Consider the following 22,395-nt stretch of genomic DNA (forward strand, 5'->3'; position numbering starts at 1 on the left):
GTCTAATTTTGGGCTGCGGCAGAGGCCGTTAATTTTGAGTATGGCAGCAACTAGAATTGATAAAGAGGGGAGCATAAAGAAGTTTGCTTCTATAATGTCCGATATTAAAAACGGGAAGTTCCGTCCCGTTTATCTTTTAATGGGAGAAGAGCCTTATTATTTGGATATGATTCTTAAAGCTCTTGATAAACACGTACTTAGCACGGAGGCAAGGGATTTTAATTATACTTTGGTTTATGGGTCGGATATTGATGCGGGGCAGATTGTTTCTTTGTGCAGACGCTATCCTGTAGAATCCCCAAGGCAGCTGATTATTGTAAAGGAGGCTCAGCAAATTTCATCGCTGGAGCCTTTGGAAATGTATCTTAATTCTCCTGTAAAAGAGACCGTTCTGGCGCTCGCCTTTACCAATAAGAGCGTTGATAAACGGAGCGGATTTTATAAGAAAGCAAAAGGTGCTGCGGAAATTCTGGAGACTTACGCCCTGGATGAATGGAAGATTTCTTCCTGGATAATTGACTATGTGAAAAATAGCGGCTATGAAATTGACCAGGATGCGGCTCAGCTCATGGGGCAGTATACCGGGACAAGTTTGCGCAAGATAACTTTGGAAATTGATAAGCTCTTCAAGTGCATTGATGGTAAACGTATAACTGTCAAGGATATAGAGGTGAATGTCGGCATAAGCAGGGAGTTTAATGCATTTGAGCTATGCAAGGCGATAGGGGAGAAAGACAGGCGCAAAAGTTTCTCCATTGCTGAAGTTTTTGGAGACAATCCCAAGAAGTTTCCAATTCAAATGACTCTTGGAGCTATGTTCTACTATTTTAATCAGCTGCTTAAGGCTGAGGCTGTTCAGGTTAGAGATAAAGTCCCGTTTTTTCAGGCGGCTCAGCAGTGCGGAATGTTTGGCTTTAGAGAGAAAGAATATGAAAACGCCGCCCGCAATTTTCCATTAATTAAGACAATGGCTGTTGTTGCCTACATAAAAGATTGTGATCTTAAAAGTAAAAGCGCCGGGGGAGGAATTTCTCCGGACGGCGCTCTTCTTAATGAACTGCTGGCTAAAATATTAATTTAGCCTGCGTAAAAATTTACTTTACAACTACTCTCTTAATACGTTTTGCTATAGAGGTGAAAATCTCGTAAGGTATTGTATCCAAGATTTTTGCAAGGTCTTGTGCTGTTGGTTTCTCTCCAAAGATTGTTACAACGTCTCCAACTTTTGCATTTTTAACGCCTGTAATATCAATCATGCACATATCCATGCAGATATTTCCAATTGTAGGAACCATCTTTCCTTTTAGCATGAACTTGGCATTGCCGCGTCCAAAGTGGCGGTTAATGCCGTCTGCATAACCAACAGGAAGAGTGGCTGTTACGGTAGGCTTGTCAATCTTGCCGTGGCGGCCGTATCCAACCGTACCGTCTGCAGGTACAAGGTGTTTAATCTGAAGAATCTTGCACTTTAAGCTCGCGACAGGTTTTACATACTTTTGGTTAACAGCGCTGATGCCGTAAATACCAATGCCCAGGCGAACCATGTCTTTCTGGTACTTGCTGAATCTCTCAATTCCTGCGGAGTTAAGTATGTGATGGATAGGTTTATATCCAATTGCTTTGTCAATTTGAGGAGCCATCTTGTCATAAAGAGCAATCTGTCCAAGAGTAAATTTATCCCACTTTGGTTCATCAGATGCTGCAAGATGTGAATAGATGGATTTAACTTTTATCTCTTTGTGAGCCTTTAAATATTTAAGAAGCTCAGGAAGTTCGCTCTCCATAAAGCCAAGTCTGTGCATTCCTGTATCTAGTTTAATGTGAACAGGGTAGCTCTTTACTTTCATAGCTTTTACAACGGAGTCAAATTTCTTCAAAGATTCAATATTTGGGATACCGGGTTCCAAATTGTTCTGAATAATCTCTTTGTAATAGTCAGTTCCTGCTGTCAAAACAAGAATAGGTTTTTTAATACCGCCTTTTCTAAGTTCAACGCCTTCAACAGGATGAGCGACAGCAAAATAATCAGCTCCCGCTTTGGTCATAAGTTTAGCAAAATCTACAGCGCCGTGTCCGTAAGAATTTGCTTTAATAAGAATAAGCAATTTAGTGCTTGGTTTCAGTTTGCTTCTGAAATACTTGTAATTATGAAGAGCAGCCTTGTAGCTAATCTCCATTTGAACAAAAGTCTCTTTATCCATTATTTTATTTTTAAGAACGTTCACTTAAACGGCCGCAAATTTATAAAAAAATGCGTTGCGTTATCTGCAAAAGCGTTTCTGAGTAGTTGAAAAACAGCTTTTTTTGCAGGTGCGCATTTACAAAGAGAGAAAATTTTTGTGTTTATTTTACTTTATAGAATTTTACATACCATTTGTAAAACTCTGTAATCCCCTTTAGCAGAGGAGTGTTGGGCCTAAAGCCATAATCTTTTTCCAGCAATTTTGTGCTTGCGTAAGTGGTGTAGACATCACCCTTTTGCATCCCCGTAAATTTCTTAACGGCTTTTGCACCGGCAACCTTTTCTATGGTTCCTATAAAATCCATAAGTTCTACCGGATGACTATTTCCAATGTTGTAAACAGGGTGCGGAGAATTAGATGGTCCTTCTATCACTTTAACAATGCCTTCCACAATGTCATCTATGTAGCTAAAATCTCTGCTTAATTTTCCGTTGTTGAATACACGTATCGGCTTGTGTTCCAATATGTTTTTCATGAAGCCAAACGGAGCCATGTCAGGCCTTCCCCAAGGTCCGTAAACAGTAAAAAATCTTAGTCCCGTGCAAGACAGCTTCATCTGGTGAGAATAGACATAAGCCATAAGTTCATCAGACTTTTTTGTTGCGGCATAAAGACTCTGCGGGTCATCAACTCTATCCTCTTCAGAGAAAGGGACTTTGGCATTGTTGCCGTAAATGCTGCTGGAGCTTGCGTAGATAAAATGTTTTACTTTATATTTTGCGCAAAGGTCCATCACATTAAAAAATCCCAGCAGATTGCTTTGCACATAAGCAGCAGGATTTTCAAAAGAGTATCTCACTCCGGCTTGTGCTGCAAGATTGCAAACTTTCTGGAAATGAGCTTGTTTGAACAATCTCTCCAAAGATGCATAATCTGTAATGTCCAGCTTTTTGAATGTGAAGCGCGCAGCATTTTTCTTCTCCGCCCTTATGTCTTTTAATCTCCCTTTCTTAAGCTCAACATCATAATAAGAGTTAAGATTATCCACTCCGATAACGGAGTGCCCTCTTTTTATAAGCGTCTTAATTAGCTGTGCTCCAATAAATCCGGCGGCGCCTGTAACTAAAATTTTCATATTATTTTGGTATTTCAATTATGGAAATATCTCCTCCTCCTTCTTCCCTCGGCAGCGCCGCAACTTTCTTGTTCAGCAGACTGTCTTTTCTAATATCGCGAGTCTTGCAAAATACAATAACTCCTTTTACATCAGATATTTCGCTCTTTTCAATTTCTTTTATTTTCATCCCGTGCTGCTTCAAATAGTAATCAAGATTCGGGCCTGAACTAAAGTCATAATAGCAAACCGTCTCCCCATTTGCCTTAGCAGTTTTAATTGCTCTCTCACACCCCTCTTTAATTCCAACATATTTGTTAAGACTGCGCATAGACAAACTTCCTGCAAACAGCATAATCAAAATGGAAGAGGCTATTGATATTATTGCTCCCGACAGATTTTTCTTTTTAATAAAGATTAATGCTCCTATTCCCCCAAGTGCAAGAATTAGTGTAAATATCTGATACGGAGCCCATAACTTAGGCAGTTCAAGAGGACTTCCGAGATTTGCCTCATTTATTTTAGCTATGATTTGATTCATTGGAAGCGATGCCGCAAATGCAATAATCAGCAGCAGCGCGGGGATTGCAATTGAAGCTTTTATCCATCCTCCGTTATTCATCTTTGGCAGCAAAATAATCATCAGGTAAATGAAAAACGGAATTGCCGGCAGCATATATATGACAATCTTTGAGCTTATGAATGAGAGCATTATGATTGTGGAGAATGCAATGCATGCAAAAAGTTTCTCCCGTGTGCCGTGCATAATTCTCTTGTAGTAGCCTTTGATGATTGCAACTATGCATAGAATGCACCAAGGAGCAATCGCATACCAGTATGCAATGCCATAGTACCAGAAAGGCTTTTTATGATGGAAAGAATTTACGGCTCTGTTAACTGTCTGATTGAACAGCAGATTGTGCAGATATGATGAACCACCGTCTATATAAACCCCTGTAAACCAGGCAATGCAAAGGCATAGTAAAATTGTCCAGAATCTCCATCCAAGATATTTTCCCGTTACTCTCAGGTTGCGGTCTGCGGCAAGAAATACAAGTATGGATATTACGGGGACAAGGAATCCAACGGCGCCCTTGGAAAATATAGCAAGGAAGACAAAAACCGGAAGCAGCGCTCTGTTTATTCTATATTGCCTTGCTGTCTTTACTCTGGTTTTATTTTTTGCCGCTATCTCTCCGTCCTTGTTTGTGTACATTCTGTAAAACTCATATAATGAGAGTACTATGAACATACACATTAGCATATCCATCCTCAAAACAATAGAAGATGCCAGGAAGTACAGTGATGTGAATAGCATAAGAGTTCCTGCGGTCCGCTCTTCCGGACGCAGCTTATCTCCCGTCCATCTATCCATTATCCAGGCAATTACAAAGGCCGGAATTACGGATAGAAGACTCAGCAAAAACATTATGTGCTTGCCAAACAGACTCTTAAGTCCAATTGCAATCCAAAAATACAGAGGTGGCTTATCTGCGTACGGAACTCCGTGGTCCGTAAATGCAAAGAAGTTTCCGTTTGCAATTGCCTCATCAGCAATGTTTAAATAACGCAGTTCATTGCTTGGGGTAAACTCCCTCATTATTAAAAGAGGCAGCAATGCCGCTAAAATCAGCATGAATATGACTGTACGTCTTTTCATAACTCCTTAACTCTTATCTCTTTTGCGGTAACCCTTGTTAATTATTTATCGGACTTTGCAGCGGTTTGTTCTTTCTCTTTTTTATCCGCTTTGTGCAAAATTATCAAATTTCTTGAATATGAAATAAATCCGATGGACTGTCCTAGTGCCAGAACCGGGTCCAGTCTTATAAACGCGTATGAAACAATAATTGCGGAACCTGCCAGGCTGATTATCCAAAAACCTGCCGGAAGGTGGCTTTCATTTCTCTTTTTAGAGTAGATAAATTGATAAATAAATCTGAGCGTAAATACAAGCTGGCCGAGCGAGCCGTATATTACAAGCATGGAAGGTATTGATTCATTATAAAAACATTGAGCCTTAAACGTTTGCCAATCACTTAAGATGTATCCGATTCCAATTACCGGAGTTATCACAAGTATTGCAAGCAGAGCCAGCCTCCAATATTGGGGAGCGGGAACTTTTATCCCTTCTGCCGCGACGGCGCTTTCAGCTCCTGAATCTGTCCTTATTATATTCCATGCCCCTTTGACCTTAAGGTTCCAAATGTATATGTAATAGGAGATTACCTGACCGAACATGATAGCAAAATCATTTCTGAGCCATCCGTATACAAAAAATAAATAAGAGCCCGCAATGCTGAATACCCAGAAGATAGTAGGGGATACAACTTTCTTTGCCTTCTCGCTCATTATCCACTGGACAAGAATTCTCAAAGAGAAAAAGCCCTGTGCCAAAAAGCCCAGTCCGTATATAATCCAATGAGATATAACTGCTTGCTGCATAGCCTGCTTATGTTATCTATCGGGAACTTACTTGGAATTGATGTTATCTTCCCCTATGGAATAATTGATGTATCTCTTCTTCATCCACCTATATGCAAAGCAATCTTTAAGAGGTCCAATCAATCTGTTCCACACATTGTACTTGGAGACGCCCGCTGTTCTTGGAAAGTGTCTTACAGGTATTTGCTTCATTTTTCCACCCTCCTGCAGCTGAATCAGCGCAGGGAAAAAACGGTGCATGCCTGTAAACATCGGGATTCTTTTTGCATACGGCGTTTGCAAAATTTTTAGCGGGCAACCCGTATCAGTTGCTCCGTCGTGAGTAAACATTTTGCGGAAACCGTTTGCAAATTTTGACTGGAAGTTTTTCCAGCCGGAATCTTTCCTGTTTGCGCGTATTCCCATAACAAGCGGGTAGTCAATAATATAAGGCAGAAGCAAATTGAAGTCTTCCGGCGTTGTCTGCAAATCTGCATCTATATATCCTACAAAATCAGAGAAGCAATTATCAAATCCCGCTTTGATTGCGCCGCTTAATCCGGTGCGGTGGGCAAGCGAGATGTAAAAGAAATTTTTCCTCTTTGAGCACTCATCTTTAATGAGCTGCAAAGAATTATCTGCTGAACCATCATTTACAAATAGAACGCAAACTGACGGTTCCTTGGAAATCTCCATGAATTTGCCCAGCTCATCAGCCAGCCTGCGGACATTTCCCTCCTCGTTAAAAATAGGGGATATTATTGTAAATCTGTATTTTGATGTCTGATTCATATTTCAAAAATGTGCGCAAATTTAATCAATATAACGGAATTGAAAGCATTAATTCCATTTAGAACATAATTAGCGAACTTTCATCCCTCTTGCCTCAAATTGTTCATAGTCATACTTTGTCAGAGGCAGCAGGCGGAGCTTCATTGGAATATCGTGGTCCGTCAAATATTCTCTCTCTTTCTCCTCCAGCCTTGGAGAACCTATGCAAAGAGTTGAGTCTAAGTATTTTGTGTGAATTTCCGCGTAATCCAGAAGGGAGTGGAACACAGCATTTGTGGAGAGTGGCGCAGAGGAATGTTTTATGGTCTGCTCATATTTATCCCGACAGTTTTTTATGTAATTGTCAGAAAACCAGACGTAAAACGGAATGTGCAATTGATAGTAGGTGGCATTTAAAGAGGCATGCAGGAACCTTCCGCGCCTGTCGTCCATCAAATCCTCCCCGTGGTCTGCAAGGCACATTACAACGCTGCCGGCATTTTGGCTCTTTATAGCCTCAATTATCTTGAATGTTACGTAGTCTGTGTTAAGTATGCTGTTGTCGTAAGAATTGATAAGCTCTTTTCTGTATTTTTTAGAAATTGACTTTGGCCTGTCGGGAGTATAATAGGCAAATTGCTTTGGATACCTGCTGTGATATGCAAAGTGTGAGCCGTATAAGTGGATTATAATGAATAGGTTGCCGGTAGTGTCTTTTTGCAGGACCTTGTTTAGTTCAGGCAAAACGGCCTCATCCGGAACGCTGCGGATTTTGCTGCTGACGGAAATTTTCTCATCTGCCTCATTGTAATAACTGTGCACTATGCTCTTGTCATAGTTCTGATTCTTAATGTATATGGTTTTAAATCCGGCCTCTTTAAAGGCGGAGACAATACTTTTAGATTTATAGAGCAGACCATATCTTCCCGCTTCCGCAGGGGATAAAATTATAGGTACGCTTTTGTGTGTTGTATTAGACTGCGTCAAGAAATCCTTGAAAACCACAAGATTGCTGCCACCTCCTACAACAGGATTTGAAGAGGAAGCAAGAGAATCTGTGTGCGGAGAGGTCTCTCTGGAGTAGCCGTACAGGCTCCAGTTTGCAGCGCGGGAAGTCTCTCCCAAAACCAGCACTACAATTTCCCTTGTCTTGCCGTTCTCTCTGAATGCATTGTAAGTAAAGCCTTTAGACGTTTCATTATATTTCTCTACTCTATTCCATTTCTTTGTGGCATATTCAAGATTGTAAATGACGTTAACAGGATAGATATCATCCTTAAAGCGGCATGCGGATGTTATGAAGATTATGGATGCAGCCAAAATGATTCCGCCGCAATACAATATTTTTTTTCTCCACCTCCACTCTATTTTCTCTTTGCTCTTTGCAGATTTTATTGCAAGAATTATAGACGGAATGTAGATTAAAAAGACCATCAGAATTGTTCCGGTAAGGCTGGCCAGGACTTCTCCCGCTTCTGATGCAGAAGTAGTTACAACGTTTAGAAACATATCCGAGCCTATAATTGAGCCGCCGTAAAGATTGATAAGCGCAAATTGAAAAGCGTCAAAAAAAAGTTTTGGAAACAGAATAAGAAAAACTATTCCGGGACGCCTTGTTAAGCAAAACAGAATAATTTGGACACCAAGAGGGAAGAGGATGTTTGCAATTTTTACGCAAGCTCCCGATGGTTCAGTAAACAGCAACAGCACGCTGGTTATCATCAGCACTGCCTGAAATAGCCAGAATATAAATTTCTGATTTTTTAATAATTTAAAATTCATTGTATACTAGGCAATTGCTGCTGCAATTAAAATGCTTCATCTATCTGAAATGTGATACCGCTTTGCCAATGTTTTCCCAATCCGTAATCCAGTCTCACATTTGTTCTATTCTTAATCCTAAATCTGTAGCCAATTCCAACATTAGGCAGGGTGTGTCCCCACTGGAATTTATCTATGCCCCAGATATTTCCGGCGCCTGTCCAGAAAGTCAGGCCGTGTCTCCTCCAAATATTCTGCCTTAATTCTGCCTGGAAGCATACTAAATTTTTATCTCTATATCTTCCCTCATAATAGCCTCTCATTCTGTAGGAACCTCCCATAAGCGCAAGCATTGTCCATGGCGTTTTGCCATAGCTGAATTCCTGGTAATAGTCTAATGCAATAACCCCGCCCTTCCATACGGTTTTATAGTAATCGGCATTTAAGATGCTCTTAAAATAGGGCTTCTGTCCCGGTTCAACATAGTTAATTTGGGATAGTTTGACGTATGTGCCGCAATAAGGATTTGGAATATAATCTCTTGTATCATAGCATATTGCTGCGCCGTAGCCAAAAGACCTGGTTATATTGCGCAGGCCGATTATGAAAGTTGAATCTTTGTAATTGGAGCCGCGTATAAAATCATATTCAAGGTGCGGACCTGCAAACAAATTGGGAGCTAGTTCATGCATGAAGTCTCCCTTGAATGATACTTGAATTCTTTTATATGAACTTTCGTTTGAATCATTGTCTCCGTTATAATATCCAAAGCCCCAGATGTTAGATGGAAATGAGTAAAATTTTAGCTCATAGTCTATTCTGTTTCTGTCCTCCTCAAAGAAATTATTTCCTCTTATGCCTAAGCTGAAAAATCCTGATGTTGAGATATTTCCAAATATTGCCACATTAGACGGGGAGGTAAGACTGTCGCGAACTGTATAATATTTTCCCGTTGCCACCGCACCTAGCCCGAGCTTTGTGTCTGAGGCATAATTGGGTCCTCCAATAAATGCAAAGTCAAACTTTTTCTGCGCACGTATTGTATCTGTTTTTTTCTGCACGCGTGCCGTATCTGATTGCTTCTGCGCTTGCATAGTGCTGCAGCACAAAATCAATCCCGTTGCGATAATAGTCAGTTGTAAAAAACGCTGCTTCATTACTCCACAATTTTCACATTATCAATCCATAACCGGTTGCTGATATCTCCGACATAAGCTTCTCCGTAACTGGATGAAAATTTGATTATTATATGCGTCGGTCTCTCGCTGGCGGAAGCCCATCCAATCTCCTGAACGGGAACTGACTTTCCTTTTGAATTAATGGTATAGTTGGATAATTCACTTGATATCAGTCCCATGTATGATTTGTAATATGACTTGTCCGTAATGTTTCCGTAGTGTATCTCCAGAACATGCCCATTCTGCCACTCATTTTCCGTCCTTGTAAATCTCTCTGCACCAGTACCTACGCGCAAAGCAAAGACGTTTCCGTCCTTGTCTTCCCACCTCTTTTGCAGCAGTACCGTGCAGTCTGCATAATCATTATCTCCAATTACTTTTATTGAGCTAAAGCCCGTGGATTTTATCCTTTTATTCCCGACAATTACTTTGTAGTCAAAGGAGATTGCGCGAGGTTTTCCGGTAAAAGGAATTCCGCATGTCCACTTTGACTGCGGGTTGCGGGTGTTTCTTATAGGCTCAATCATGTGCCCTAAAAAGATTGTCCCTGAGGCTATTACATGCATATTAATCAGGCCTGCAACTCTTACGTCTTCCATTCTTGTTTCCAATCTGGCGCAATATCCTCTCCCCCTTTTTTCAGGGAAAACAGAACAGCTAGTCTTTACTACCCCTTTCACAATTGCCAGCACGTTTGAACATCCCCACACCCAGCCGGCAGGAGGCGTGTAGGCAACAGCCCCTTTAACTTCACTTTCCGGACCAATGCTGTAAATGTTTTTTGTATTGCCGCCAATTATGCCGGACTCTTTTATTTCTCTGGTAACCCAGCTGTCAAAAGTTCCCCCCTTCTCAATAAGATACTCCTGTCCGCTTTGTGCATAAATATCGGAGTTGGCTGATATACAGAATGCAGCAGTAAGCAGAGAAAAATAAAATGCCAATCTGTGTGCAGTATGTTTCATATATTATCATTTAAAAGTTGTAAATTTGTCCTCAACGATAGAGCTTATGGCAAATTCTATACTCCGTTTTATTGCTTTGGCAACATGCTCATTGTTCTGCGCAGCGGAAGCCTATGCAGTAAAAGCGGTATCAAATATAGTAAAAATAAGGCAGCCGGATGGCAGCAGGGTAGCTGTGCGTCTTTACGGAGATGAACATTTTGGCTATAAGAAAACAGCGGCCGGCTACATAGTTGCTGAGGGAAAAGACGGCTATCTCCACTATGCAAATTACAATTCAGGAACTCTCTCTATTTTAAAGGAGAGAGTGAGTTCTGTAGCTCCCGACAGAGTATCGGGCGCTGCTTCAACTATTCCTGTGATGGTTGCCACCGCTCTTAAGAATGCTGAAATTATAAGAAACGCAGCTGCTTACAGAAACAGGGCGCTGTCAAATTCAACTGCAGTTTTAAATTACAAAACTGTCGGGAGCAGAAAAATAATTTCAAAGGCGGGCGGAACCGTAAAGTCTTTGGTACTGCTGGTACAATTTTCAGATGTTAAATTTTCCTCCTCCAATGTTCAGCAGAATTTTTATAACATGCTGAACCAGAGCGGATATTCAGTCAACGGCGCAACCGGCTCAGCGTCTGAATATTTTAAGGATAACCTTGGAGGCAAAGAGATTTTATTTGATGTGCCTCCAGTTATAACATTAGGAAATACAGAGGCTTACTACGGTGCTGATAATGGAGGCAAAACGGATTCCAATCTGGAACAGCTCATTAAAGACGTATGTTCTTCCGCCTCTTCATCCGGAGTAGATTTTTCTCAGTATGATTCCAACGGAGATGGAAAGGCAGATAACGTTGCGGTAATTTATGCCGGATATGACCAGGCTGAAAACGGGGTTTCAGATGCGCTATGGGCGCGTCAGGCAAGTGCTGATAATCTGAATATTACAATCAACGGAGTTAAGGTCTCCTCATATACTTGTTCTCCTGAATTAAGAGGGAGCAGCGGTGCGGTGATGGAGGGAATTGGCGTATTCTGCCATGAATATTCTCACTCTCTTGGACTCATGGATTTATATGATACAAACGGAGATGAAGAGGGCGCCTCTTTGGGATTGTGGAAGTGGCTCTCTATCATGGACATGGGGTGTTATTTAAATAACGGCAACACTCCTCCTTACTATTGTGCAATTGAGAGAGACATGCTTGGGGTGGGGGACGTTATAAACTTGGAATCGGGGAAGGATTATTCTTTGCTGCCTGTAAGCTCTTCAAATTCAACCGTGTATAAATTGAAATCCTCTACGGACGGAGAGTACTTTTTATTTGAGTGCAGGGGCGCTTCCGGCTGGGACAAGTATGTCGGCGGCAGCGGAATGGTTGTTTATCACGTAGATAAATCATCTGATGTTTATGGCGGCATAGCCTCCTCAAACAGGTGGATTTATAACAATGTGAACACATTTGCCTCTCATCCATGTGCTTATGTATTAACACGCTCCGCTACCGGAACTTCAGATATTTCCAACGCATTCTATCCGGGTCCGAATAATATTACGGAACTTGATTCTGAAAGCTCGCCGCAACTTCTGGATTGGAAGGGCATGGAGATGGGTGTAACCGTTTACAACATAAAATATTCCTCCGGCAAGCTCACGTTCAGCACCGCTCCGGCCTTAACATACAGTGCTGATTTGCCAAAAGCTAAAAACGGCAAGATTGCTCAGTACCAAATAAATGCAAAGTTCTCTTGGACTCCCGACAGAAGCTACTTGCCGTCGGAAGGGCATTGGAGAATTTTCTGGGGATTGCAGGATTCAGAAGGATATCAGAATTCAGGCAAGTCTGACACGACATGCTTTATGATTTCCAATCTTAAGCAGAATACCAAATATAAAGTGAAGGTAGACTTTGTAAATGATGCGCGCATGGGAGAGTACTACACAACAACGTTTGCAACAGACTCTATATCTTCAAAATATCCTTATGCAAAATTTGCCTCTTCATATAAAGTTAATGACCAGCTGGAGCTGGCGCTGATGAACGTTCAGGAGCCTGTGTCATCTATCTATTGGACTGTCAACTCTTTGCAGTTGCGGAAAGATGAGATATACACATTCAAGGAATCTGGCAATTATAAGGTCCGCGTATTTATTGGTTATCCCGATGGTTCTTCTGATGTTATAACAAAGAAAATTAGAGTAAAGTAATGAAGAAGAGAAGTAACATATTCTGTCTCGCTTTTTTGGCCGCGGCATTTTTTGCAAGTATGTTTTTTTCCTCTTGCAACAAGACGCCCGATTATGACGGCCAGCTCTCTTCATTTATGGCTAACAACACAATAGGGCTCTACTCGCTGGACCGTACTGCATTCAGGTATGATTCTACTAATTGTCAGATTGTTAGAAATGACTCCAGAAGAATGATAAGACTCCAGAAAGATGACCAGAGCGAACTTGTAAATGCAGTTTTTTCCGTTGCAGCATTTGGCTTTGAAAAGGAGATAGACATTAAGGTCTCTTACGCTTCATCCTCATATTCAAAAGAGTTCACTCTTAAAACATATCTTGTGCAGATGCAGGATGGTTTGTATTGGTTCTGGGACGGAGATAAAAAAACCGGACTTATTATTCCGGCCGATGATTAAGCAAATCCTTTAAAATTGCGTAACCCCTTGTATTCAAGGCATAAAAAAAACCGCTGAAGGCGGTTTTTTTTAGCTAAAAGAAACTCTATTTCTTCTTTGCTGGTGCTTTAGCAGCTGCAACGGAAGCCTTTCTGAATTCCTTCATAAGTTTTCCAATTGTCAAAGCAGCTTTTCTTGCACGTGTTCCGGCAGCTTTGTTTCCTTTAACTAATTGAGCTTCAGCATCCTTGTTGAAAACCTCAATCTGAGCTTGAATCTTTGCTAATAGTTGTTTCATTGCTTTAGATTTTATTAGGTTAAATATTCTGATGATAAAATTAACTATTAATCTTAACTTTGCAAAAAATATTAAGAAAAATTTTTCATGAATTTCAGCCTTAGAGAGATATTAAGCGCATTTATTGTGATGTTTGCCGTGATTGATATTACCGGCTCAACTCCAATAATTTTGGACCTCAAGGCCCGCGGAAAAAAGATAGAAGCTCTTCCGGCGGCGCTAGGTTCTTTTGCTCTCTTTATGGGGTTCATGTTTGGAGGCCAGTGGATGTTGAACTTGTTTGGCGTTAGTATTCAGGCATTTGCGGTCGCAGGCTCTCTAATTCTTTTTGTAATGTCCCTGGAAATGATCCTTGGAATTGAGATTTTTAAATACAATGACAGTCCTTCCGGCAGTGCTACGGTTGTGCCAATTATTTTCCCACTTATAGCGGGGGCCGCCGCTCTTACCACCATGCTGTCTATCAGGTCAGAATACCATCTGGAGAACATAATTGTGGCAATAGCGCTTAACATGGTGTTATGCTACTTTGTACTAAGGCATCTTGGCTGGATGGAGAAAATCTTTGGAAAAAGCACAATCTACGTGATGAGAAAATTCTTTGGAATTATTCTCCTTGCAATGTCTGTAAGATTGTTTGCGGTAAACGTTGTAACTTTATTCCATTAGTGTTTGGCAATTAGTGTCTTGCAATTGCGAGACCATACCCTGCGGAGTCTTCCGGCCGGGCAATCCTCTTGCCTCCTGTCATTGACTTTGTAATTGCTGCAGCTGCTGACTTAGAAGGCTTTGAGGGGTAAGAACCTGTCGCGATATTATACAAGCAAGCCGCTATCAAATCCTCTTTAACGCCAAAGTCATGATACAAATCATCATACCTGTAGTTATCCGGCACAATGCCGTTATCAAAGTATCCGCCTCCTTCTGAATTAACACAGTAGAAACAAATTGGAAGGAATACATACTCCAAAGAGGAGGTTCCGGCTGAATTATCAGGATATGAGTAGACGTACATTCCGTTTGGCTTTCCGTAAGTTGTATCTCCAACTTGTTTAACAGTCAAGAATGGTTTAAGTCCGTTCATTAAAGATTCGCTGGCAGATGCTGTACCTGAACCTGTAATAAAGTATATTCTGCTGAGGTCTAGAGAATTGGTGCTTCTAGAAAATTTGTACTGTGATGTGTTTTGAGTATCGTAAGAGCTGTATTTTGAGTTGTGTTTCAGCTGCAGGAAAATCTTTCCGTTTCCTGCCGCCGGAACCAAAAGTCCTGCAATATCCTTGCAAACATTCAAATCTCCGCCGCCGTTATATCTCAAATCTACAATCAAGTCTGTAATTCCGGAGCTCTTGAAATTCTTTAAAGTATTGGTTATCTGGCTCTCCATGCTGCTGTTAAAAGTTGTGTAGAGTACATATCCAACTTTTGCAGTAGAAGGAAGAGATGGATAATCTGCCTGTGTAAAAATGGCGCTCTTTGGAACTGAAGAAGTTTGTACGCTTGCCTTTGATGTAGTAAAGGTGTGCTCTGTTCCATTTAAATCTTTGTAAGTAAATGTTAATGAGGCCTTATCCAAGGTGCTGTTAAATGTTCCCGCAGCTATCAGAGTATTAACCGCAACTCCGTCCAGCTTTGTCAGCTGCCATCCTCTTGTTACTCCTTGGGCTGCCAGCGGTGAATTATCATATACAAGCCCCATGTAAATTCCGTAGTCTCCGTAATATTCATAAGGCTGGCAAAATTTGCCGCCATATATTGAGTATGTTCCCGTCTCCATGGAGTTGTATTCCGCAGCATCCATCATCCAGCTCCACCTGTCATTGCTAACGCACAGCGCATCAAAATATTCAAAGATATCGCTGTAACTATCTGCATTTACGGATGGTATGGAACTGCTCCAATAATAGATAGAGGACATTATGGAATAGAGATAATTTTTGGCTTTTGCCAGGTCCGTAGTTGAAGATGATGAATTATCACTTTTGGTGGAAGATTTTTCACACGATATCAATGCTCCGGACAATATGCTGATTGCCAACGCAATAAATAAGACCTTAAAACGGAATGCTTTTTTCATCTCTTAATGTTCTTTTATAAAATTACCCTGTCGGGAAACAAATTTACTAAAAATCGTAACTTTGCATAAAAGATGCCCAAATCATTTTTACGGGTCGGAATTTAACTTAAACTTAACTATGCACTCTTTTGCTGATATCGTAAGTGCGGTCAGTTCTTTTATCTGGGGATGGCCGATGATTATCTTGTTGCTTGGTACTCATTTGTTTCTGACAATCAGGCTGAGATTTCCGCAATCTAAAATTTTTAAAGCCATAGGCCTTTCATTCAAAAAGGATAAAGGTTCTTCCGGTGATGTTAGCCAATTTGGAGCTTTGGCAACTTCTCTTGCTGCTACAATAGGTACAGGTAATATTATAGGTGTCGCGACAGCTGTTTCCCTTGGAGGACCGGGTGCTGTGCTATGGTGCTGGTTGACAGGTATTTTTGGCATTGCTACAAAATACGGAGAGGGTCTGCTCTCAATTAAATACAGGGTGAAAACAGCAGAGGGAACAATGTTGGGAGGACCAATGTATGCGTTGGAAAGGGGGCTCCACGCAAAATGGCTTGCGATAATATTTTGCGTATTCACCGCCTTGGCTGCGTTTGGAATAGGGGATACTGTTCAGGCAAATGCAATATCAACTTTGTTGGATGAACCAGGTTTGTTTGGCCCCGCTTTTATGGGAATTCCCAAATGGGTTAGCGGACTTGTTATGGTAACACTTGTAACGCTTGTGATATTCTTTGGTATTAAGGGAATTGCAAGAGTATGCGAGGTGCTTGTTCCTTTTATGGCAATCTTCTATATATTTGGCTGTGTGGCAATTCTAGCTATGAACTGGGGAGTGCTTGGTCAGACAATCACTCTAATATGTCACTCCGCTTTCTCCGCAAAGGCCGGTCTTGGAGGTCTTGCCGGAACAACCGTAATGACGGCATGCAGGTATGGAATTGCAAGAGGTTTGTTTTCTAATGAATCAGGCATGGGTTCCGCGCCAATTGCCGCGGCTGCTGCAAAAACCAGGAATCCTGTCCGTCAGGCGCTTGTATCATCAACGGGAACTTTTTGGGATACGGTTGTTGTTTGTGCGCTGACAGGTCTTGTTCTTGTTTCCAGCATTATAAATAACCCAAGCATCAGTTATACTGACGGTGCAAAATTGACTCAGCTTGCATTTGGACAAATTCCTAAAGTTGGTTCTATTTTCTTGACTATAAGCCTTGTAACATTTACATTCTCAACTATTTTGGGATGGTCATATTACGCGGAGAAAGCTATTGAATATCTTGCGGGGCACAGGTTTATAATCTATTATAGAGTTATATGGGTAGCTCTTGTTTATGTTGGCGCCGTGCTTGATCTTTCACTCGTATGGAATATTGCAGATATTATGAATGCAATGATGGCAGTTCCAAACATAATTGCCTTGCTTCTGCTATCCGGAGTGATAGTTGCAGAGACACGCAAATACCTGTGGAGCGGCAATTTGGATAAGGCATCAGATGAGGATATTCCAACCATAACTGATCGCCGGAGCCGGCATGCCGATCCTACGCAGTATCGTAAATAGAATAATTAAACACTTAAATATTAAAATCTATGAAAAGAATTATTTTTTTGTTGATGTCGCTTCTCATGGTCTTGCCTAATGTTCAGGCGCAAAAAGATCTGAGCTTAAAAAGGAAGGTTGCCATCGGGCGCTTTTCAAATGAAACGCAGTATGCAAAAAGTGTGTTCTATGACAAGAACAATGACCCAATGGGCAAGCAGGCATCGGACATCCTTGCTACTAAACTTGCTGAAACTAATAAGTTTATGCTAATTGAGAGACAAGATTTTGACAAAATTGCCGACGAATTAAAAAATGGCGGCGGGTCTTCTCAAAAGATAGGTGCAGATTATTTAATCTTTGGCTCAATTACACAATTCGGCAGAAAAACACTTGGTACCCAAAAACTATTTTCCAACCAAAAGGAGCAAATTGTAGAAGCTTCAGTATCAATGAGGTTGGTAGATGTTTCTACAGGCGTAGTAATATTTAGCGGTGAAGCGCAGGGGGATGCGAATGCCGTTAATAAAACCATTATGGGTCTTGGAAAAGAGGCCGATTATGATGCAACTTTGGCTGATAAGGCAATTTCTGCTGCTATTACTAAACTGGTAGAAAATATTGTTAACAAGTGTATGGACAATCCATGGAAGGCATACTTGCTTTCTTATGAAGACGGAAATTATATTATTTCCGGAGGTGCGTCCCAGGGTATTAAAAGCGGTTTGTCTTTTAATGTTATCAAAAAGGGCAAGTCTATTAAGAATCCTCAGACGGGCATGATGATAGAATTGCCGGGCAAAGAAGCGGCTACAATTAAAATTGTTCAGACATTGGGGAATACTCCTGAATCTGAAGTTTCAATAGCCTCATTATCAAGCGGAACAATAGATAATAATGATTTGGCCTCATATTATATAACTGATAAATAACAATGCTATGAAAAAAATAATTTTATTACTATTTGCGGTCATTATTGCATCATGTGGCCCTCACATGTACAGCACTAATTCTTCCGGAAAAGAGAATGAATCTTTCATAATCGTTTTGACTCAAGGGCCTAATTATAATGGTGTTACCTTGAACGTTGATGGCAAGGATTATATTATGGGTAAAGTGTATAAAACAAAGGCTGAACGCAAGGCGCATTCTGTTGTAGTAGCCCCTGGCAATCATAAAATTAAGGTAACTTACAAAGGTGAGACCCTTGTAGAACAAAATGTTATAATAGGGTTGCGTGAGACTAAAAAAATAATTTTGAGATGAAGAAAATCATTATAGTTGCAATATGTTCTATTGCTCTATTTTCATGTGGTACTTCAGCAAAATCTCTTTATACATGGAGCGGTTATAATGATGCCGTGTATGCCTATTCAAAAAAACATGATGACGCAAGCCTTAAAGAATTGATGTCGGTATGCGAAAATCTGATTAACAATCCGCTTGGGGCCAGAGGTGTTCCCGCGCCGGGGCTGTGTTCTGACTACGGATACTTGCTAATCCAAAGCGGTCAAGTTGACAAGGGCAAGTATTATCTTAAAAAAGAGATGGAATTATATCCGGAATCTAAACCATTTATTGATGGGTTTTTAAAGCGATTCGAATGATGAAAAAAATATTATACATCTTATTTGCAAGTGGAATCCTGTTTGCCGGGTGTACTCAATTGCCCTCTAAAGCTGTCACTTACAAAGGCATTTATGATGAGAGGCCGTTGTCAATTTTAATTATGCCTCCAATTAATAAGACAAATGAAGTGGAGGCAAAAGAATTATTCTACAGCTCCATTACAATGCCGTTATCTGAAAAGGGATATTATGTTATGTCGCCTCTTTTATCACTTGAATTTCTTAAAGAGCAAAGTGCTTATGATTCAGAAGAATTTGTGAATTCTTCTATGAAAAAGATTGGTGAAGTATTTGGTGTGGACGCGGTATTATTTACGACAATTAAAAAATGGCAAAAAAGTACTGTGGGCATGTCAATTTCCGTAACTATCAACTATGTTATTAAATCTGCCAAGACTGATGAAATCATTTTTGAACGGACGGGAAATATTACTTATTCGCCAAGCAACGGAAGCGGATTGGCTGGCCTTGTTGCAGATATTGTCTCTACTGCCTTAACCAAGAAAATTGATATTGGCAGAATTTGCAATGTATATACGTTATCCGATATGCCGGCCGGAAAGTATAATTCATTGTTTGGACGTGATGGCAGTTTAGAATCCGGCAAGAAAGATTTCTCCGTTACTGTAAATTAAAGGTATCGGTCATAGAAAAAAGAGCGTCTTTTCAGGCGCTCTTTTTTGTTTCCTGTACTCTTAGTTTTTCTACTTTTTCACAGATTTTACAGAATTATTCATTAGTCTTCTGCTGAATAATTCTTACCGTAATCCAGCTGCTGCTTTAAGAAATTATCATTGTATTTAACGATGTAATTAACTGTTTTGCCATTCTTTACAACAGGTACTATATCAGGATTTATGAATCCTTTATAAGGCTTAAGATTTAATGACTTGTAGCGCTCCAGCACCTCTTTGTGAAGGGCTGGGTCAATGTTGATTGCATATGTTTCAATTAAATTTTTACCCGCCTCATAATCTCCTTCAGATTTAATTCTCTGAATCTCTGCAAGAAGTTCTCCAAATAAATGGCGCAGCTTTACGTAATCATTAATTACAAAATAAGTTTTGCCGTTTTTGACTCTCTTCTCTATAACGTTATCTTTCAGACCTTTCTCATAGCACCATTGGGCAATAAGTTTTCTGTCCTGCATGTGAGCCTCTGTATTTTTCTTGCCAAGCTCTATTCTTGTAAATTGTGTAAAGATGCCGTTTCTGATTTGAGAGATATAAGCTGCTTTGTAAGCCTCTGCGTTAGGCAGAAGACCTAGCTCAACCAGCTTAGGATCAGCAAGATAATATAGCGCAAACAAATCGGCTCTAGCCTCTTCCAAAGCGGAGCTAAACTCTTTAAGAGCGTTTGCGCTTACACCTGGCATGATTTGTCCGCTTGCGTGTCCAAGGCACTCATGTAAATCTGTATGAAGATTATCCGTTAGAATGCTATATTTTTTTATGAAAGCAACTTCTGCGTCATCCCATGAAAATTCCTTAAGCGTACTCTTAGGAGATTCATTGCTGGCTTTTTCATAAGCATCTGTAATATTGGCAATTGTAACAGATTTTGAACCATATTCTTTCCTAATCCAGTCTGCGTTTGGAAGATTTATTCCAATAGGTGTGCTTGGGTAACAATCTCCTGCTATGCAGGTTACGTTTATAACCTTTGCGGTAACGCCCTTAACTGTCTTCTTCTTAAATCTGCTGTCAACAGGGGAATGGTCTTCAAACCACTGTGCATTTTCGCTTATAGTTTCAGTCCTGCGGCTGGCCTGAATATCTTTAAAATCCGCTATTGCTTCCCATGCGCCTTTTCTTCCAAGAGGGTCATTGTAGTCCTCTACAAAGCCGTTCATAAAATCTACAACGGTTGCGCTATCCTTAACCCATTGAATATTAAATCTATCCCAATCTTTAAGATTTCCGCTCTTATAGAAATCTATAAGCATTTGCACGGTCTCTTTCTGGTTAGGAGTCTCCGCGTAATTTTTGGCTTTCTCCAAATTCTCCACAATTTTAGAGATGCTCTTGCTGTAAATTCCTCCTATTTTCCATGGCTTCTCAACTAACTTTCCGTTCTCTTTAACTAATTTGGTGTTAAGGCCATAGGAGATAGGTTCTTTATCTCCGGGAACTTCCTGGGCTGCATAGAATTTATTAACCTCATCCTGGGTAATATTTCCTTCATAGAAATTTATTGCGGAATTTGCCACCATATCTCCCTTTGTATCATTGGTCCTTCTCATGGCCATGATAGACGGATTATAAATAATAGGCAGGAGTTCTGCGCATTTGCTCTCTTGTCCGCTCTTGACCATCAGCATTTTAAAGTACTCTTTAGTGCAAGACGGAACAAATTTGTCCTCTCCGTAATGATGATGCATTCCGTTGCTGAAGAAAAATCTTTTAGCATACACCATGAAGTTTTGGTACTCTTTGCCCTTAGTATCTCCCTTGTAAGTTGTAATGATTTTTTCCAGCACTCTCCTTATTGGCAAGTTGTATTTGCAGTTTTGGTCAAAATAAATATCGCGTCCCCATTTAGCTGCCTCGCTTGTGTAATATAGGAAGCTCTTTTGATTGAAACTCAATGAGTCCCAGTCTGGTATGCGGTATCTCAGAACCTGCAAATCTGCAAATTCATCTACTGAATATTTGAAAACTTTTTCTGTTGCGGACGGATTGCTTTTTAAATTTTTAACGCTTGTCATTTTTGCTTTGCTCTTTTTTGTTTGTGCATTGCACGTATTAAAACTAGAAACTGTCGCGATGCAAAACATCGCTACGCAAAGGCATGTAATTGTCTTTAAGTATTTCATTGTTAATCGGATTTGTTTTTAAATCAATATAGATTAATCTTCTTTGGTCTCCCCGGAAGATTTTTTTGATGCGCTAACAGCACTTTTAACTGCGTAAAAAACCTTCATCACATTGCCGGCGAAATTCCCCGCTCTTTTCACCCTTTCAACTACGGATTCAATGTAGGTAAGCGGATTTATGAGCCTCTTAAACTCTTCATACTCAAGGGAAAGCTCATTCTCCTTCTCCTCTATGGCTCCCGACAGTTTTTTCTCCGCCCGGCGCAATTCCTCCAAATTGGAGATATCTGCGTATATGCTTTTTTTATTCCTGCTCATCTTCATCGTCATCTTTAAACGTTTCTCTTTCTGCGTTGTTATTGAAAAACATATTAATGAACAGTTTAACAATTGAGTTTGTAAAGAGCTTTTTCCTCAAGCAAAAAACGACCAGAAAAGCAACTACAAATATCCCTCCAACTATCAGAAAGCCAAGTGCGTTGCTTCCAAGCTGCTCACCAATAAAATAGGAAAGGGCAAATCCTAAAAGCTGCAATATCACAACGCCCAGCATTGTGAAAATCAGGATGAGGATTACCTTGCCGGAGACAATTGAAATATCTTCAACCGCCTTCAGCGTAAAGCTGTCCAGCTTCATGTTCACATACTCCTTAAGAGATGCAAACAGTCCGTCATCACCAGGGTCTTTATAATGCTTTCTAATATCCATTTTACAGGCTTTTATTCTATTAGCAACTATTCTGCGGCTGCATCAGCTTCTGCCTCAGACTTTTTCTGGAATTTCTCTCTTCCTTCACGCACTTTCTCTTTTATGTCTTTATAAGTTTCATCAGCCTTTGCCTTAATTTTAGCGCGGGTATTCTCTCCTGAATCAGGAGCAAGGAGGATGGCAGCAACAGCTCCAAGTATTGCTCCACCTACAAATGCAAGAATGTTATCAGATTTCATAATTAAATATTTTATGGCCTTCCGCAGGCCGGTTAATTATTTGTTTGCGCTTTCACAAATATAAGAGTTTCCGCTGTTTT

General features: G+C 40.5%; 23 protein-coding genes. 9 read left to right on the forward strand and 14 right to left on the reverse strand.

Annotation, left to right across the window (positions count from 1 at the left end):
* The first annotated feature begins 40 nt into the window (after nucleotides 1–40).
* Nucleotides 41–1,081, forward strand: a complete 1,041-nt coding sequence (holA, locus tag LKM37_05455; protein ID MCI1720445.1) for a DNA polymerase III subunit delta — start codon at nucleotides 41–43, stop codon at nucleotides 1,079–1,081.
* A gap of 13 nt (nucleotides 1,082–1,094) precedes the next feature.
* Here holA and alr read toward each other — a convergent pair whose 3' ends face one another.
* The 8 genes from alr to LKM37_05495 form a co-directional block, all read right to left on the reverse strand.
* Nucleotides 1,095–2,201, reverse strand: coding sequence for an alanine racemase (alr, locus tag LKM37_05460; GenBank protein MCI1720446.1), 1,107 nt, complete (start codon nucleotides 2,199–2,201; stop codon nucleotides 1,095–1,097).
* A gap of 142 nt (nucleotides 2,202–2,343) precedes the next feature.
* Nucleotides 2,344–3,318: an SDR family NAD(P)-dependent oxidoreductase gene (locus LKM37_05465; GenBank protein MCI1720447.1), complete on the reverse strand. Its 975-nt coding sequence runs from the start codon at nucleotides 3,316–3,318 to the stop codon at nucleotides 2,344–2,346.
* 1 nt (nucleotide 3,319) lies between these two features.
* Entirely contained in the window at nucleotides 3,320–4,957 is a 1,638-nt protein-coding gene (locus tag LKM37_05470; protein MCI1720448.1) for a hypothetical protein, read from the reverse strand.
* A 41-nt stretch (nucleotides 4,958–4,998) separates the two neighbouring features.
* Nucleotides 4,999–5,742 (reverse strand): lipid-A-disaccharide synthase N-terminal domain-containing protein, encoded by a 744-nt coding sequence (locus LKM37_05475; GenBank protein ID MCI1720449.1) that lies wholly within the window; start codon nucleotides 5,740–5,742, stop codon nucleotides 4,999–5,001.
* 27 nt (nucleotides 5,743–5,769) lie between these two features.
* Nucleotides 5,770–6,513 (reverse strand): glycosyltransferase, encoded by a 744-nt coding sequence (locus tag LKM37_05480; protein ID MCI1720450.1) that lies wholly within the window; start codon nucleotides 6,511–6,513, stop codon nucleotides 5,770–5,772.
* A gap of 69 nt (nucleotides 6,514–6,582) precedes the next feature.
* A complete protein-coding gene (locus LKM37_05485) occupies nucleotides 6,583–8,274 on the reverse strand; it encodes a lipid A phosphoethanolamine transferase (protein MCI1720451.1) in 1,692 nt (563 codons plus the stop codon).
* Between the two features lie 26 nt (nucleotides 8,275–8,300).
* Entirely contained in the window at nucleotides 8,301–9,410 is a 1,110-nt protein-coding gene (locus LKM37_05490; GenBank protein ID MCI1720452.1) for a hypothetical protein, read from the reverse strand.
* A complete protein-coding gene (locus LKM37_05495) occupies nucleotides 9,410–10,396 on the reverse strand; it encodes a PCMD domain-containing protein (protein ID MCI1720453.1) in 987 nt (328 codons plus the stop codon). Before LKM37_05495 ends, LKM37_05490 begins: the two co-directional genes overlap by 1 nt.
* Nucleotides 10,397–10,442: 46 nt before the next feature.
* Here LKM37_05495 and LKM37_05500 point away from each other — a divergent pair, with 46 nt between their 5' ends.
* Together LKM37_05500 and LKM37_05505 are read left to right on the forward strand one after the other, a co-directional pair.
* The gene (locus tag LKM37_05500; protein ID MCI1720454.1) at nucleotides 10,443–12,599 is read left to right on the forward strand and encodes a M6 family metalloprotease domain-containing protein; all 2,157 of its coding nucleotides are present in this window, start codon (nucleotides 10,443–10,445) and stop codon (nucleotides 12,597–12,599) included.
* A complete protein-coding gene (locus LKM37_05505) occupies nucleotides 12,599–13,036 on the forward strand; it encodes a hypothetical protein (protein MCI1720455.1) in 438 nt (145 codons plus the stop codon). The genes LKM37_05500 and LKM37_05505 overlap by 1 nt, the downstream gene beginning before the upstream one ends.
* An 85-nt stretch (nucleotides 13,037–13,121) precedes the next feature.
* On the opposite strand, the gene LKM37_05510 is transcribed toward LKM37_05505, so the two are convergent.
* Entirely contained in the window at nucleotides 13,122–13,313 is a 192-nt protein-coding gene (locus LKM37_05510; protein ID MCI1720456.1) for a histone H1, read from the reverse strand.
* A gap of 87 nt (nucleotides 13,314–13,400) precedes the next feature.
* On the opposite strand from LKM37_05510, the gene LKM37_05515 reads away from it, so the two are divergent.
* Nucleotides 13,401–13,982: a MarC family protein gene (locus LKM37_05515; protein MCI1720457.1), complete on the forward strand. Its 582-nt coding sequence runs from the start codon at nucleotides 13,401–13,403 to the stop codon at nucleotides 13,980–13,982.
* A 10-nt stretch (nucleotides 13,983–13,992) separates the two neighbouring features.
* Here LKM37_05515 and LKM37_05520 read toward each other — a convergent pair whose 3' ends face one another.
* Complete coding sequence (locus tag LKM37_05520) at nucleotides 13,993–15,390, reverse strand: S41 family peptidase (protein ID MCI1720458.1); 1,398 nt, start codon at nucleotides 15,388–15,390, stop codon at nucleotides 13,993–13,995.
* 118 nt (nucleotides 15,391–15,508) lie between these two features.
* Between LKM37_05520 and LKM37_05525 the strand changes: the two genes are divergently transcribed.
* Genes LKM37_05525 through LKM37_05545 form a run of 5 tightly spaced genes read left to right on the forward strand, consistent with a single transcriptional unit; the run spans nucleotide 15,509 to nucleotide 19,187 of the window.
* Complete coding sequence (locus LKM37_05525; protein MCI1720459.1) at nucleotides 15,509–16,945, forward strand: sodium:alanine symporter family protein; 1,437 nt, start codon at nucleotides 15,509–15,511, stop codon at nucleotides 16,943–16,945.
* A 29-nt stretch (nucleotides 16,946–16,974) separates the two neighbouring features.
* Nucleotides 16,975–17,856, forward strand: a complete 882-nt coding sequence (locus LKM37_05530; protein ID MCI1720460.1) for a CsgG/HfaB family protein — start codon at nucleotides 16,975–16,977, stop codon at nucleotides 17,854–17,856.
* 7 nt (nucleotides 17,857–17,863) lie between these two features.
* Nucleotides 17,864–18,190 carry a hypothetical protein gene (locus LKM37_05535; GenBank protein MCI1720461.1) on the forward strand — a complete coding sequence of 109 codons (327 nt, stop codon included), beginning with the start codon at nucleotides 17,864–17,866 and terminating at the stop codon, nucleotides 18,188–18,190.
* Nucleotides 18,187–18,531, forward strand: coding sequence for a DUF4810 domain-containing protein (locus tag LKM37_05540; GenBank protein MCI1720462.1), 345 nt, complete (start codon nucleotides 18,187–18,189; stop codon nucleotides 18,529–18,531). Before LKM37_05535 ends, LKM37_05540 begins: the two co-directional genes overlap by 4 nt.
* Nucleotides 18,528–19,187: a DUF799 domain-containing protein gene (locus LKM37_05545; GenBank protein ID MCI1720463.1), complete on the forward strand. Its 660-nt coding sequence runs from the start codon at nucleotides 18,528–18,530 to the stop codon at nucleotides 19,185–19,187. The genes LKM37_05540 and LKM37_05545 overlap by 4 nt, the downstream gene beginning before the upstream one ends.
* A gap of 101 nt (nucleotides 19,188–19,288) precedes the next feature.
* On the opposite strand, the gene LKM37_05550 is transcribed toward LKM37_05545, so the two are convergent.
* The 4 genes from LKM37_05550 to LKM37_05565 are packed head-to-tail and all read right to left on the reverse strand — an operon-like array spanning nucleotide 19,289 to nucleotide 22,315.
* A complete protein-coding gene (locus tag LKM37_05550) occupies nucleotides 19,289–21,367 on the reverse strand; it encodes a dipeptidyl peptidase 3 (protein ID MCI1720464.1) in 2,079 nt (692 codons plus the stop codon).
* A gap of 33 nt (nucleotides 21,368–21,400) precedes the next feature.
* Nucleotides 21,401–21,685, reverse strand: a complete 285-nt coding sequence (locus LKM37_05555; GenBank protein MCI1720465.1) for a hypothetical protein — start codon at nucleotides 21,683–21,685, stop codon at nucleotides 21,401–21,403.
* Nucleotides 21,672–22,076 (reverse strand): hypothetical protein, encoded by a 405-nt coding sequence (locus LKM37_05560; protein ID MCI1720466.1) that lies wholly within the window; start codon nucleotides 22,074–22,076, stop codon nucleotides 21,672–21,674. The genes LKM37_05555 and LKM37_05560 overlap by 14 nt, the downstream gene beginning before the upstream one ends.
* A 26-nt stretch (nucleotides 22,077–22,102) precedes the next feature.
* Nucleotides 22,103–22,315 carry a YtxH domain-containing protein gene (locus LKM37_05565; GenBank protein MCI1720467.1) on the reverse strand — a complete coding sequence of 71 codons (213 nt, stop codon included), beginning with the start codon at nucleotides 22,313–22,315 and terminating at the stop codon, nucleotides 22,103–22,105.
* Nucleotides 22,316–22,395: the final 80 nt, after the last annotated feature.

The organism is Bacteroidales bacterium (genome assembly GCA_022647615.1).
Taxonomy (GTDB): Bacteria; Bacteroidota; Bacteroidia; order Bacteroidales; family UBA932; genus Egerieousia.

Excerpts from the sequence above, each read along its gene's own strand:
- alr (MCI1720446.1), bottom strand. The coding sequence starts at position 2,201 with ATGGATAAAGAGACTTTTGTTCAAATGGAGATTAGCTACAAGGCTGCT.
- LKM37_05555 (MCI1720465.1), bottom strand. The coding sequence starts at position 21,685 with ATGAGCAGGAATAAAAAAAGCATATACGCAGATATCTCCAATTTGGAG.
- LKM37_05480 (MCI1720450.1), bottom strand. The coding sequence starts at position 6,513 with ATGAATCAGACATCAAAATACAGATTTACAATAATATCCCCTATTTTT.
- LKM37_05505 (MCI1720455.1), top strand. The coding sequence starts at position 12,599 with ATGAAGAAGAGAAGTAACATATTCTGTCTCGCTTTTTTGGCCGCGGCA.
- LKM37_05550 (MCI1720464.1), bottom strand. The coding sequence starts at position 21,367 with ATGAAATACTTAAAGACAATTACATGCCTTTGCGTAGCGATGTTTTGC.
- LKM37_05525 (MCI1720459.1), top strand. The coding sequence starts at position 15,509 with ATGCACTCTTTTGCTGATATCGTAAGTGCGGTCAGTTCTTTTATCTGG.
- LKM37_05510 (MCI1720456.1), bottom strand. The coding sequence starts at position 13,313 with ATGAAACAACTATTAGCAAAGATTCAAGCTCAGATTGAGGTTTTCAAC.
- LKM37_05475 (MCI1720449.1), bottom strand. The coding sequence starts at position 5,742 with ATGCAGCAAGCAGTTATATCTCATTGGATTATATACGGACTGGGCTTT.
- LKM37_05515 (MCI1720457.1), top strand. The coding sequence starts at position 13,401 with ATGAATTTCAGCCTTAGAGAGATATTAAGCGCATTTATTGTGATGTTT.
- LKM37_05545 (MCI1720463.1), top strand. The coding sequence starts at position 18,528 with ATGATGAAAAAAATATTATACATCTTATTTGCAAGTGGAATCCTGTTT.
- LKM37_05530 (MCI1720460.1), top strand. The coding sequence starts at position 16,975 with ATGAAAAGAATTATTTTTTTGTTGATGTCGCTTCTCATGGTCTTGCCT.
- LKM37_05535 (MCI1720461.1), top strand. The coding sequence starts at position 17,864 with ATGAAAAAAATAATTTTATTACTATTTGCGGTCATTATTGCATCATGT.
- LKM37_05485 (MCI1720451.1), bottom strand. The coding sequence starts at position 8,274 with ATGAATTTTAAATTATTAAAAAATCAGAAATTTATATTCTGGCTATTT.
- LKM37_05465 (MCI1720447.1), bottom strand. The coding sequence starts at position 3,318 with ATGAAAATTTTAGTTACAGGCGCCGCCGGATTTATTGGAGCACAGCTA.
- LKM37_05540 (MCI1720462.1), top strand. The coding sequence starts at position 18,187 with ATGAAGAAAATCATTATAGTTGCAATATGTTCTATTGCTCTATTTTCA.
- LKM37_05565 (MCI1720467.1), bottom strand. The coding sequence starts at position 22,315 with ATGAAATCTGATAACATTCTTGCATTTGTAGGTGGAGCAATACTTGGA.
- LKM37_05495 (MCI1720453.1), bottom strand. The coding sequence starts at position 10,396 with ATGAAACATACTGCACACAGATTGGCATTTTATTTTTCTCTGCTTACT.
- LKM37_05560 (MCI1720466.1), bottom strand. The coding sequence starts at position 22,076 with ATGGATATTAGAAAGCATTATAAAGACCCTGGTGATGACGGACTGTTT.
- LKM37_05490 (MCI1720452.1), bottom strand. The coding sequence starts at position 9,410 with ATGAAGCAGCGTTTTTTACAACTGACTATTATCGCAACGGGATTGATT.
- LKM37_05500 (MCI1720454.1), top strand. The coding sequence starts at position 10,443 with ATGGCAAATTCTATACTCCGTTTTATTGCTTTGGCAACATGCTCATTG.
- holA (MCI1720445.1), top strand. The coding sequence starts at position 41 with ATGGCAGCAACTAGAATTGATAAAGAGGGGAGCATAAAGAAGTTTGCT.
- LKM37_05520 (MCI1720458.1), bottom strand. The coding sequence starts at position 15,390 with ATGAAAAAAGCATTCCGTTTTAAGGTCTTATTTATTGCGTTGGCAATC.
- LKM37_05470 (MCI1720448.1), bottom strand. The coding sequence starts at position 4,957 with ATGAAAAGACGTACAGTCATATTCATGCTGATTTTAGCGGCATTGCTG.